The 12,395-nt window shown below is 66.5% G+C and carries 10 protein-coding genes; 3 read left to right on the top strand and 7 right to left on the bottom strand.

Annotated features, from left to right (window positions below; genetic code table 11):
- Positions 1-6: 6 nt before the first annotated feature.
- The 4 genes from FB468_RS15240 to FB468_RS15225 all read right to left on the bottom strand — a co-directional run bounded on the left by FB468_RS15240 (position 7) and on the right by FB468_RS15225 (position 4,309).
- On the bottom strand, positions 7-678 hold the full coding sequence (locus FB468_RS15240; protein WP_141888532.1) for a GntR family transcriptional regulator: 672 nt from the start codon (positions 676-678) through the stop codon (positions 7-9).
- A 2-nt stretch (positions 679-680) separates the two neighbouring features.
- The gene (locus tag FB468_RS15235) at positions 681-2,189 is read right to left on the bottom strand and encodes a fumarylacetoacetate hydrolase family protein (protein ID WP_246056035.1); all 1,509 of its coding nucleotides are present in this window, start codon (positions 2,187-2,189) and stop codon (positions 681-683) included.
- A gap of 516 nt (positions 2,190-2,705) precedes the next feature.
- Positions 2,706-3,539 (bottom strand): HpcH/HpaI aldolase family protein, encoded by an 834-nt coding sequence (locus FB468_RS15230; protein ID WP_141888527.1) that lies wholly within the window; start codon positions 3,537-3,539, stop codon positions 2,706-2,708.
- Positions 3,524-4,309 carry a fumarylacetoacetate hydrolase family protein gene (locus FB468_RS15225; protein WP_141888525.1) on the bottom strand — a complete coding sequence of 262 codons (786 nt, stop codon included), beginning with the start codon at positions 4,307-4,309 and terminating at the stop codon, positions 3,524-3,526. The genes FB468_RS15230 and FB468_RS15225 overlap by 16 nt, the downstream gene beginning before the upstream one ends.
- A gap of 260 nt (positions 4,310-4,569) precedes the next feature.
- Between FB468_RS15225 and FB468_RS15220 the strand changes: the two genes are divergently transcribed.
- The 3 genes from FB468_RS15220 (at position 4,570) to FB468_RS15210 (ending at position 8,504) form a co-directional block, all read left to right on the top strand.
- Positions 4,570-5,031: a cupin domain-containing protein gene (locus FB468_RS15220; protein ID WP_141888523.1), complete on the top strand. Its 462-nt coding sequence runs from the start codon at positions 4,570-4,572 to the stop codon at positions 5,029-5,031.
- A gap of 150 nt (positions 5,032-5,181) precedes the next feature.
- Positions 5,182-6,717 carry an ABC transporter substrate-binding protein gene (locus FB468_RS15215; RefSeq protein ID WP_141888521.1) on the top strand — a complete coding sequence of 512 codons (1,536 nt, stop codon included), beginning with the start codon at positions 5,182-5,184 and terminating at the stop codon, positions 6,715-6,717.
- 257 nt (positions 6,718-6,974) lie between these two features.
- Complete coding sequence (locus FB468_RS15210; RefSeq protein WP_170219794.1) at positions 6,975-8,504, top strand: ABC transporter substrate-binding protein; 1,530 nt, start codon at positions 6,975-6,977, stop codon at positions 8,502-8,504.
- Between the two features lie 42 nt (positions 8,505-8,546).
- On the opposite strand, the gene FB468_RS15205 is transcribed toward FB468_RS15210, so the two are convergent.
- From FB468_RS15205 to FB468_RS15195, 3 genes are read right to left on the bottom strand one after another with little or no spacing between them, the layout of a single operon-like run.
- Complete coding sequence (locus tag FB468_RS15205; protein ID WP_141888517.1) at positions 8,547-9,749, bottom strand: multidrug effflux MFS transporter; 1,203 nt, start codon at positions 9,747-9,749, stop codon at positions 8,547-8,549.
- The gene (locus FB468_RS15200) at positions 9,742-11,400 is read right to left on the bottom strand and encodes an amidohydrolase (RefSeq protein ID WP_141888515.1); all 1,659 of its coding nucleotides are present in this window, start codon (positions 11,398-11,400) and stop codon (positions 9,742-9,744) included. Before FB468_RS15200 ends, FB468_RS15205 begins: the two co-directional genes overlap by 8 nt.
- Complete coding sequence (locus tag FB468_RS15195) at positions 11,390-12,277, bottom strand: helix-turn-helix domain-containing protein (RefSeq protein ID WP_170219793.1); 888 nt, start codon at positions 12,275-12,277, stop codon at positions 11,390-11,392. Before FB468_RS15195 ends, FB468_RS15200 begins: the two co-directional genes overlap by 11 nt.
- Positions 12,278-12,395 lie beyond the last annotated feature (118 nt).

Raw genomic sequence — 12,395 nt, 5'->3', positions numbered from 1 at the left:
AGTGTGTTACGCGGCCGAGACCGGGTGCTTGAGCTCTTCGGAGTGCGCGAGCACCGCGTCGAGTGTGGCGGTGCGGTGCGCGCGGGCCGCGAGCTCAATGTCGAGCGGGGTCGCGCCCTGCTCGATGAGCTGCAGGATGCGCTCGTGCTCCTCGACCGACTCGCTCGCACGACCGGGCACGAAACTGAACGACGAGTTGCGCAGCACCTTCATGCGGTTCCAGCCCCGGTGCACGAGGTCGAGAATGTGCGGGTTTGGGCACGTCTCGAACAGCACCGCGTGAAACTCGAGGTTGAGCTCGGTGAACCGCGTGGGGTCGAACGCTTCAAGAGACTCACGCATCGTCTCGTTGACGGCGCGCGCACGGGTGATTTGATCCTTCGTGATGAACGGCGCTGCCAGGCCCGTCGCCGAGCCCTCCACGAGCGCGAGCGTCTGCATCGTGTGCAGGTACTCGGTCTCCTTCACGAGCGACACCTGGGCGCCGACGTTGCGCTCGAACGTAACGAGCTGCTCTGCCTCGAGGCGGCGAATCGCCTCGCGCACGGGCACGACCGACATGTCGAGTTCGGCCGCGATCGGGGCGAGTACGAGCCGGTAGCCGGGCATGTACTCGCCGGCGTCGATCCGGCCCCGGATGAGGCGATACGCGCGCTCGGACTTCGATTCGGTGCTCACGGCTAGCCCCTGCCAGTTTCGGCGACGTAGCGGGCGCGCCACTCGGCGTTCATCGGGAACAGCCCGTCGACGGCGTGCCCCTCGGCGACGCGGTCGGCAACCCAACCGTCCTCGAGCTCCTGGGCGGCGGCCTCGGCCGCAACCTCCGCGAGCAGGAAGGGCGGGATCACGATGACCCCGTCGCGGTCGCCCATGATGATGTCGCCTGGCTGTACGGCGGCCCCACCGCACGCGATCGTCACATCGGTCTCCCACGGAACGTGGCGGCGACCGAGCACGCTCGGGTGCGCGCCCTGTGAAAACACCGGAATGTCGAACTCTTGCACTGCCGCGAAGTCGCGCACCCCGCCGTCGGTGACGACGCCGGCCGCGCCGCGAACCTGCGCGCGGAGCGCCAAGACGTCGCCGACGGTGCCGGTTGACGGGACGCCGCGCGCCTCAACGACGAGCACCTCACCCTCATTCACGGTGTCGAAGGCGCGCTTCTGCGCGTTGAAGCCGCCCGCATGCTCCTTGAAGAGGTCAGGGCGGAAGGGAATGAAGCGGAGCGTCTTTGCCGTGCCGAGGATCGCATCGCCCTCGTGGTTCGGGTAGACGCCGTCGATGAAGATCTCGGTGTAGCCGCGCTTGCGGAGCGCCGCCGAGACCGTCGCGACGGCGACTCCGCTGAGCAGCTCGCGGATCTCGGGCGTGAGGGGGCTCGCAGGTGCCGTGGAGCCGGTGGTGGCTGCGTCGCTCGCGCCGGCGTCGGGTGCGTCGAGCGGGGTCGCGCGGCCGGCTGCGACCGCCGCTGCGTGCTCTTCCTCGCTGCCCCACGCCTCGATCCGCTGGAGGTCGTTCACGGCGGGACGGTTGCCGAAGTCGCCGAAATCGGTCTCGCCCTGGGTGACCGTCGTCACAAGGCGACCGGTGGTCGGCGCGCCCGGCACGTTCGGCGCGTCGACCTCGACCTCCACGACGTCGCCGGGGAGTAGCACTGAGGAGCCCGCGGGCGTGCCCGTCAGGATCACGTCACCCGGCTCAAGCGTCATATGCTGCGAGAGGTCTGCGACGAGCTGGCCGAAGGGAAACTTCAGGGTGTCGCTCGTGTCATCCTGCACAAGTTCGCCGTTGACCCAGGTACGTACTCGCCAGTCGCCCTCACCGATGCCCTCGGTCGGGATCGTGACCGGGCCGATCGGTGTGTAGCCATCGCCGCCCTTGTTGCGCACGTTCGACCCCTTGTCTGCCGAGCGCAGATCGTAGAGTCCGAGATCGTTCGCGGCGGTGACCTGCGAGACGTACTGCCACCCGTCTTCGGGGGAGACCCAGCGGGCCGTCTCGCCGATGACGAGTGCGATCTCACCCTCAAACGCGAGCAGCTCGGTGCCGGCGGGGCGCTCGACAGTGCCGCCGGTGGGGGCGAGCGACGAGGCCGGCTTGAAGAAGTAGGAGGGGAACTCGGGCGTGCGACCACGCTGCGCGATGCGCGAGGGATAGTTCAGGTGGACGGCGATGATCTTGCCGGGCATGTCGATTCCGAACTCGTTGTCGATCTCGTCCTCGAACTCAGTGTCGAGTTCCTGGTCGAGTTCCTGGTCGAGCGCGGCTTCGTTTCCGAGCGCGGCTTCGTTTCCGAGCGTCATGACTACCTCGTCTCTTCTTTGTATTTCATATCGTATATGATCTGGTGGCTGTTGGGAAGGGGTGTTGGGAAGGGGCATTTGGGTGCTGGCTGGCTGGCTGGCTTGTGCTTGATTGGGCTGCGGCTTGGCGACGACTCCACCCCAGTTTTTCCTTTGGCCCTCAAATCTCGCCAAGATTTGAGGGCCAAAGGAAAATTTGAGGGGGTGGCGTGGGGCGGGCACCGCTCGGGGCTTGGGGTGGCCCGGAGTGTTGGCGCCCTCACCCCGCCGAAGAGTGGCTTCCTGTAAACCAGGCCCTAACACTGGGGGGAAAGGGAAGTCTTGCCAGAGCGGGTCTGTCTGGTGGGTTGAGGGGGCCAGGCCAGGGCGGGCGGGGCCGGCCAGGTCGGGCCAGCGTCAGAGCTAGTAACTGGCGCGAGGCGCGGCGGCGCCACCCGAAGAAGCACCCTCGGACCCTGGTGGAATGAACTGGTCAACGAGCGCCTCGGTGGCGCGTGCCAGCAGCGCGACGTCGGCGCCCACCGCGACGAAGTTTGCCCCGGCCTCGATGTAGCGCTCCGCCTGCTCGGGCACGAACGCGTTCACGCCGACTGGTTTCCCTGCTGCCCGCGCCGCCGAAATCACGTGGAGCACCGCATCAACGACCGCCGGATGTGACTGCTGCCCCAGGAAGCCCATCGATGCCGCGAGGTCAGCGGGCCCGACGAACACCGCGTCGACGCCGTCGACCGCGACAATGCGCTGCACGTCGCTCACGGCTGCGACCGACTCGATCTGCACGGTCACACTCACGAGGTCGTTCGCCCTGGTGAGGTAGTTCTCGACCCGGTTCCACCGTGCCGAGCGTGCGAGCGCCGACCCGACCCCGCGCGTGCCTTCGGGTGCGTAGCGCGTCGCCCGTACGACCTCCTCGGCCTGCTCGGCCGAGTCGACCATCGGGATGAGCAGGTTTTGCGCGCCGAGGTCGAGGAACTGCTTGATCGTTACGGTGTCGCCGTATGGCGGTCGGACTACGATCGTCGCGGGGTACGGGGCCATCGCGTGCAGCTGCGCGAGCAGTGACTCGAGCCCGTTTGGGGAGTGCTCGGCGTCGAGGAGCACCCAGTCGGTGCCGCTGCCCGCGACGATCTCGGCGTTCACGGCGCTGCCTGCGGTTGCCCACAGGCCGATCAGTGCACGATCCGTCTCCGCGAGGCGGTCGCGAAGCGTCGGCGGAAGTTCTAGATGAATCGGCACGTTACTGACCCCAATCCGTTGTAATCTGCGTGCACGGTGTCGCCGCGTTCGACCCACATGGGCTTTGTGAACGACCCCGCAAGGATGATCTCGCCGGCGTCGAGCGATTGCCCGTGCTGCGCGAGCTTGTTTGCGAGCCAGGCGACGCCGAGCGCGGGATGCCCGAGCACGGCGCCGGCGACGCCCGAATCCTCAATGGTCTCGTTGCGGTACAGGAGTGCCGGCACCCAGGTGAGGTCAACATCGTCGACCTTCACTGGGCGACCGCCCACGACCATCGCCCCCATCGCGGCGTTATCCGAGATGGTGTCGACGATCGTGCGGCCCTCGAGCTCCAAGTGTGAGTTCAGCACCTCAAGTGCCGGGACGACGTAGGCGGTCGCGTCGAGCACGTCGAACAGCGACACGTTCGGGCCGGTAAGTGGCTTCGACAAGACGAAGGCAAGCTCGACCTCGATACGAACGTTCGAGAAGCGATCGAACTCAAGCGTCGCGCCAGACTCGAAGACCATGTCGTCGTGGATGACCCCGTAGTCGGGCTCAGTAATGCCCGTCGCGACCTGCATGACCTTCGACGTGAGGCCGATCTTGTGGCCAACGAGGCGGGCCCCCGCGGCGATGCGGCGATCGGACCACTCCTTTTGGATCGCGTACGAGTCCTCGATCACCATGTCTGGGTAGCGGGAGGTGAGCCGGGGGAGCACCGCGCGATCGCGGTCAGCCTGTACGAGCTCATCGGCGATGGATGCGATTTGAGAGGGGTCGAGCACAGGGGCCTCCGCTTCTTCGGGGTGTCGTGTGGTGGGCAGCGGCCGGTGCTGTGCTGCGCGCCGGAGCTGTCACAGTCAAGATCGTATACGATCCGGCTGGGTGTCCGCCAGGGCCAACCTGACGGGTAGGAGAACGGCCGCTCGACCCGGCGGAAAGTACCACGATGCCCGCGAGGAGTGCCTCGCCCATGGCGCGGAGTAGGGCGAGACTGGCCTCGCGGCCGCCCAAGGCCGCCGAAGCGAACCGAAGGAGAAAGACCATGACGAGCCAGTTTGAGCACCTGTTTGTTCGGGATCTCGTTGATTGCCGTGACGACATGATCAACGAGGCGGAGGCTGCGGGCCGGCCGCTGCCGAAGAACTTGAGTCGGCCCTGGGCGCTCATGAGAAGCGACGATGTTCCCGAGGCTAAGGCATACATCACGATGAGCTGGGTGCACCCGACGGAGGAAGAAACGTTCTGGGTGCACGAACACGAGCACGACTACGACGAGGTGCTGGTGTTCACCGGCAACAACCCCGACGATCCGAGAGATCTCGGGGCGGAGGTCTACCTCGACATCGAGGGGGAGCGGCACATCATTACGACCTCCGGCTCCGTGTACATTCCCGCCGGGCTGAAGCACTGTCCGCTGGGTTTTAACCGCGTCGACCGGCCCTTCCGCTTCCTTGCAATCGCCCTGAGCGGCGACGGCCACTACCTGCCCGAGGAGAAACGGTAGGGTTGTCATTCCCTGCACGGGAGTTGATTCGGGCGGAACATTGCCGTGCCATCGCTTGATCGAAGCCGAAGTGCTGTTCACCATGAGAACTGCACATCTCCGACATAGGCATCGGGATGTTCGGAGAAAGTGTCAAGGAGGACATTGCACATGACAATTCGAATCAACCCCCGTAAGGGCGTGCGGGCCGCGGCGCTCGCGGCCGTCGCGCTCTCGCTCGTGCTCACGAGCTGCTCCCCACCGGCCGCCTCAAGCGGCTCCGGTGGGGACTCGCTCACGATCGGCATGGTCGGCAGCACGGGCGATACGCAGGATCCGTACCAGTTCCAGGGATCGACCTCGAGCTCGGCCCTGTTCAGGCAGGTGTTTGAGGGCCTCGCGCAGCGCGCGAGCGACGGCTCCGTCAAGCTCGCGCTCGCCGAATCGATCGAGCCGAACGACACGAACGATGTCTGGACGATCACCCTCCGGGATGGCGTCAAGCTGCACAACGGCGAGAAGTTCATCGCCGAGGACGTCGCTGAGAGCCTGCGCTGGATGATTGACCCCGAGAACGCGTTCACCTACGCGACGCAGCTCGACTGGCTCACGAGCGCTGACCAGATCGAGGTCGTGGACGATCTGACCGTGAAGCTCAACCTCGCCGAGCCATTCGGTCTGGTGCCGGAGATGCTCGCCATGGAGCGCATCAACATGCGCAGCATCCGGAATGGTGCAACGCAGGAGAAGCCTGAGGGGACCGGGCCGTTCGTGCTCGACTCTTTCACGCCCGGCCAGGAGGCGAAGCTCACCCGGTTCGAGGACTACTGGGGCGAGAAACCAAACATCGAGCACCTCAAAATCTCGTACTTCACCGAGCAGAATGCGGTGACGAACGCTATCAGGGGCGGCCAGATCGACGTCGCGCAGGGCATCCCGTTCCCTGAGATGCCGGCGCTTGAAGTCGATCCAAATCTTGAGTTGCTCGTGAGCGACACCGCGGCCTACCCGATCATCGCGATGAACGCGTCGAACGCGCCCTTCGACGACGTGAAGGTGCGCCAGGCGCTGCGCATGTCCGTCGATAGAGAGCGGATCGTGTCGAACGCATTCGGTGGGTACGCCTCGGTCGCGAATGATTTCGTCGGCAAGAACACGTCGTGCGCGCCGCCTTCGGTGCCGCAGCGGAAGCAGGACATCGCGGGCGCGAAGGCGCTCGTCGCGGAGGCTGGCGCTGAGGGGGCCTCGGTCGAACTCGTCACTGACGGTGCGTTCCCCGGCATGATGGAGATGGCGCAGCTCATCGCAGACGACGCCGCGAAGGCTGGGCTGAACATTTCGGTTCGCAAGCTCGACGTCGCAACGTTCCTGGACCGCTGGCTTGAGTGGCCGTTCTTCATCAGCTTCACGTCAAGCCCGTATGAGACGACCGCGAAGGCGCACTACCTGCCCGGCGGGTCGGAGAACGGCACCGCGTTCGACGACGCCGAATACGCCGAGCTTGCAGACAAGCTCTACCAGGCGACGGACGCTGGCGAGCAGTGCAAGCTCATCGAGCAGATGCAGACGATCGAGTACGAGCGCGGCGGCTACCTTATCCCTGTCTACGGCCAGCAGATCACGGTGCACCGTTCGAACGTGAAGGGCCTGGAGCCTGACCTGTACGGCCGCTCGGCCTACGTCGTCACCGGCGTGACCGTCGAATAGTCATCGGAGGTACCGGGAAACTGCCACGGGGCGGGCCGGGGAGCGTACGCTTCCCGGCTCGCCCCTGTTGCACCAGTTGTCGGGGGCGGAGGCGCTGTTGCCATTGCGTGCACGAAGCGCCCGAGGGCATTGAGTCCGACGACGGCCCCGGCGAGACTTGGGCTTCACTTGATTGAGAAGATGCGATCGGCCGTGTGGTCTTGCAGAGTCACTTCGGGATGGCCGGCCGGTCGCGTGAGCAGCACGTGGAGGTCCCCATGAGTCAACGAAGAACTGTCAAGATTGCCGCGATCGCGCTTGCGGCGGCACTTGGAGCGAGTCTCGCTGCGTGCGCCCCACCCGGAGGTGGAGACGGCGGCGACCCGGCCGGAGCGCTCCGCATCGGGATGGTGGGCAGCAGCATCGATGAGGTCCAACCCTACGCCCAGCACAGTTCGTTCTCGAATAACGCTGTCTACGCGCAGGTCCATGAGGGGCTCACCGCGCTCGACAACGAGGGGGCGGTCGTCTACAAGCTTGCCGAGTCGATGACGCCGAACGAGGCGCTCGATGTCTGGACAGTGAGGCTCCGCGACGGGGTACGCACACACAACGGCGAGCAGTTCACCGCGCACGACGCGGCCGAGAGCATCGGCTGGATGGTGGACGAGGCAAACGGCTGGTCGATTGCCTCGCAGCTCGATTTCATCGACCCCGACGGTATTGCGGTCGTCGACGACCTCACGCTCGAGCTGTCACTGCGGGAGCCGTACGGCCCCCTCCCCGAGGCATTCTCGATGACACGTCTCGTGATGCGCAGCCTGAAGGGCAACGCCACGTTCGACGCGCCTGCCGGAACAGGGCCGTTCCGTATCGAGTCGTTCACGGCGGGGCAGCAGGCGAAGCTCACCCGGTTCGACGACTACTGGGGCGACCCCGCAACCGTCGAGAACCTCACGTTCTCGTTCTTCCAAGAGCAAGACGCGGTGACGAACGCCATCAGGGGCGGTCAGATCGACATCGCGCAGGGCATTCCGTTCCCCGAGATGCCGAGCATCGAGAGAGAAGCGGGCCTGAAGATCCTCGTGAGCGACACCGCGACGTACCCGCTCATGACCGTGCGGCTCGACGCCTCGCCCACGGACGACGCGCGAGTGCGCGAGGCGATGCGGCTCGTGGTGGATCGCGAACGGATCGTCGAGAACGCGTTTGGCGGCTACGCGACGATCGGAAACGACTTCATCTCGAAGAACTCGGCTTGCCCAGACCCGCAGCTGCCGCAGCGTGAGCAAGACCTTGAGCGTGCGGCTGAGTTGCTCGCTGAAGCTGGTGCAGCCGAACTTAAGCTCGAGCTCGCAACCGATGCCGCGTTCCCCGGGATGGTGGAAATGGCGCAGCTGTACGCGGAGGATGCGGCGAAGGTCGGCATCGGCGTGAGCGTGAAGAAGCTCGACGTCGGAACGTTTCTCAACCAGTGGCTCGAGTGGCCGTTCTTCATCGGGTTCACGTCGACCCCGTACCTCGTCTCGGCGACCGGGCACTTCTCGCCGGGTGGGTCCGAGAACGGCTCGCACATGGACGACCCGGAGTACAACGAGATCGCGGCCAAGCTCTATGCCACGGCAGACCCGGAGGCCCAGTGTGACTACATCTCGCAGTTGCGCACGATCGAGTACGAACGCGGCGGGTACATCATCCCGGTGTACGGGCAAGACATCACCGTGCACAGTGATCGCGTCTCGGGGCTGCGAACCGACCTCTACGGGCGGTCGGCGTACACGCTCGACGGCGTCACCATCGATCAATAAATAGGCGCAATATGCGCAATAGGCGGGGCGAGGCGGGGCGCACTACTTCCCGCGCAGCGCCGTCATACCGAGCACGAGTACGGCTGCGCTCGCCGCAGCCATCGTCACCCCGAGTGTGAGCGTCGTGAGCCCGCCGGCAGAAACCAGTGGGCTCACGATCGGCCCGACGGTGAGCGACGCCATGCCGATGAGCGCTGCAGCCGACCCCGCTCTGTCACCGTGCGCATCCAGCGCGATCGTGTTCTGGTTGGGGAGTGTGAAGCCCGTCGACATGAGGTAGATTCCGAGCCCTGCGACGAAGGGGCCGAGGCCCCATCCCAGCAGCGCACTGAGTGCCGCGAGCGCGCTGCCGATGCACGCGATCCCGATGCCCGCCCGGTACAGCTCGAGGGGTGAGAACCTGCCGACGAGCACCCGGTTCGTCTGGGAACCCACGACATTGCACAGCGAGCCGAGCGCGAACATGACGCCGAAGAGCTGCGGCGAGACGCCGAAGCCATTCTGCAGCACAAAGCTCGACATCGACAGGTACGAGAAGAACGCGATCCCTGAGATCGCCGAAATTGCGAGCACGACCCGATACGGGCCGGGGCCGAGTAGCACGCGTGCGTCCGCGAACAGCGATCGCCCGCCGCCTGCGCTGCGCGCGCCCATCGGAAGCGACTCCGGAAGCCAGAGCGCAGCCGCCGCGAAAAGTACGGCGCCGAGCCCGCCGAGCACGAGGAAGAAGCCCCGCCAGTCCATGACCGCCGTGAGCTGGCCTCCGAGCACGGGCGCGACAATCGGCGCGGTAGCGCCGACGAGCGCGAGCCAGGAGAGCATCTTTGAGAGTTCTGCCCCAGAGAACAGGTCGCGTGCGATCGCAAGCGTGACAACCATGCCAGCCGCGCCGCCGATGCCCTGAAACGTCCGGAAGAGCAGCAGCCACTCGGCAGAGGGGGCGAGCGCGCACCCCGCAGAGAATACGGTGAACGCGGCGACGCCAACGAGAAGCGGCAGCCGCCTTCCGAAGCGGTCGCTGAGCGGGCCAGCGATGAGCTGCCCGACGCCCAGCCCGAGCATGCAGACCGACATCGTCAGCTGGGCCAGGGCGTCGCTCGTGTCGAGCGTCGCGGCGAGTTCAGGGAGGGCCGGCATGTACAGATCCATCGAGAGCGGGCCAAACGCCTCAAGCAGACCCAGGAGCAGGATCAGGCCGGGGCCGGTACGCGCTGCGGGAGCTAGGCGCTTGCGGCGGCTAGTCATTCACCCGGTGGACGACGCGCCCCTCAAACCAGGTCTCGAGCACCCGCGTATCGACGAGCGTGTGTGGGTCGCGGTCGAACGGACTCGCATCGAGCAGGATCAGGTCGGCCGAGTATCCCTCGGCGATCCTGCCCGTGACTCCGCCGAGGCCCATCGCTTCGGCGCCGTTTGCGGTGCAGATGCGAAGCGCCTCGCCGACGGAGAGCGCCTGTTCGGGCCACAGTGTTCCGGGCGCCTGGCGAAACGGGTCGGCCCGCGTGACAAGCCCGTGGATACCCACCCACGGGTTCGGAGTCGGGCTGACCGGCCAGTCCGAGCCCATCGCGAGCAGCGCTCCCTGTTCGAGCAGGTCGCGGGTCGGCTGCACGCGTGAGGCTACCTCGGCGGGAAGCACCTGCGTGAGCGCGGTCGGGATCACACCGGGAAACCACACGAAGGGCGACATATCTGCCGTGACGTCAAGCTCGGCGAGCCGTGGAATGTCGCTCTCGGCAAGGATCTGGCCGTGCGCGATGTGCACCCGCGTGGTGTGGTCGCCTGAGCTACGCAGGCGCTCCACCGTGTCGAGCACGGCTCGGGCGGAGGCGTCTCCAGCGCAGTGCACTTTCACCCCGAGCCCCTGCCCGGCGACGCTCTCGACGAGCGCCCCGAACTCCGCTTGCGGTATCAAAAGCGCTCCCGCGAAGTCGTGACCGTGCTCGTCGTCGGGGAGGTACGGCTCGAGGAATGCCGCCGTGCGCGCGGGCGGCACGCCGTCAAGGAACACCTTGACGAAGTCGGGGCGGTGGTGCCGGGAACGGTACGGCTCTGCGAGGTCGATGAGGGCTTGCCCGACGGGCGAGAAGCCGAAGATGTCGTCGTTCATCGTGATTGACGAGACGACCCAGGCGTTGAGCTCGTCGGAGTCGTCGAGTTGCTTCAGCGCGGCGAGGATGTCCCGTGACGCGGCCGCGTCCTGAAACGTTGTCACGCCAAAACTGTTCAGCACGGCGACGCCGTGCTTTGCCGACGCGCGGTGCTGCGTCTCGCTGAAACCGCCTTGCGCGGCGAGCGCGTGTTCGACGAGCAGCCCGGCGCGTTCGAGCAGCACGCCCGTTGGGCGCTGGGTCTCGCGGTCACGAAGCACCCCGGTGTCAGCCGAAGCATCGGCGGAGCCGGACGCATTGTCGATCCCGGCACGGCGCAGCGCTTCGCTTGAAGCCCACCGGTTGTGCCTGCTGTCTTCGATGAGCACAACCGGGCGCCCCTGAGCGGCCTCGTCTAAGAGCGCGAGTGATTCGAGCGAGTTGAGTTCGGCGAGGAGGTTCGTGCCCCAGGGCCCACCGGTGATCCAGCCGCCCTCCGGGGTGTTCGCGGCGTGCGCGGCAACGGCCATGAGTATCTCGTCGCGTGAGGCGCCGACGGGCAGTGAGAGTTCAAAGAGCTCAGCGCGGCCGGCGATCGCGTGGTGGTTGTGGACATCGACGAGGCCTGGCATCACGAACGCCCCCCGCATGTCGCGGCGCTGAGTGTGCGGGCCGACGAGGTGTTCGAGACTCTCTTCACTGACCGCCGTGATAAGGCCACCCGCGATCGCTATCGACACGGGCGAGGGGAGGAGCTCGTGCCCGTCGAACAGCGTCGCTCGTTCGAACAGTACATCAGCTTGCATGGCGTTCCTTTCGGGGGCGGGCAGCGGCGTCGGTGCCGAGCCCGCGGTATTCGGTTGGTGTTGAGCCGACCTCTCGGCGGAAGAAGCGGGAGAAGTATGAGGGCTCGCTGAACCCGAGCTTGCTTGAGATCTGGGCGGCGCTGAGGTCGCTCCCGCTGAGCAGCCGCTGCGCCTCGCGCGCGATGGCGGTGCGGAGGATGCGCCCCGGGGTTGACCCGGTGTCGGCGACGACCTGTTCGGCCAGGTATCCCGCGGTCACGCTGAGACGGGCCGCGCAGCTCGCGACGGTGAGCCGGGCGTCTGGGCTGCGGAGTACGCATCGCATGAAATCGCGGGTCAGCGCAGAGTGGGAGCCGAGCGTCTGGTGCTCGACCGAGGCGTCGGCGCATTCGTGCAGTAGGGCAGCGAGGATGTACGCCCCGGTTTCGGGCGACGGCGCGTCCTCGATGGCGGCGAAAAGGCGGCGAATCCGGGCGAGGGCGGGCGCTGGCGGGGCGATTGGCGCGGCGCCGAGCAGCAGCAGTTCGCGGATTCGGTCGGGGAGCAGACCGAGCGGGTCGAGCGCGTCTTCTGAGAAGAGGATCGCGAGGCAGCGAAGCCCCGGGTCAGCCTGCCAGTGGTGCACCTGGCCGGGGGCGAGCAGGTGGAGCTCGCCCGCCCTGATCGGCACACTCGCAAAGTCGACCTGGTGGGTGCCCGTGCCGCGCTCGACGAGCACGAGTTGGGTGAACGCGTGGCGGTGCGGCGAGCCGATCGCGACGTCTGCCGTAATCGGCTCGACGATGATGACTGGGGTGCCGGCCGGCCCGTTGCGCGGCGCGATGTCGTGCACGGGGAACACGGGGGTCGCTACTGACAGTGAGCGGTTCGCTGACATTGGAACCTCCTTGCTGTCGGGTCGGCGTTGAACTGGGCTACGTCTAGCTTTGTGGCTGCGCGCCCCAGTGGGTTGTCGCCGAGTGAAGGCTGTTTGACTCGCCGGGCAAGAACGGGGC

Source organism: Leucobacter komagatae, from assembly GCF_006716085.1.
Classification (GTDB): domain Bacteria; phylum Actinomycetota; class Actinomycetes; order Actinomycetales; family Microbacteriaceae; genus Leucobacter; species Leucobacter komagatae.
This window is presented reverse-complemented; position numbering and strand designations above follow the sequence as displayed.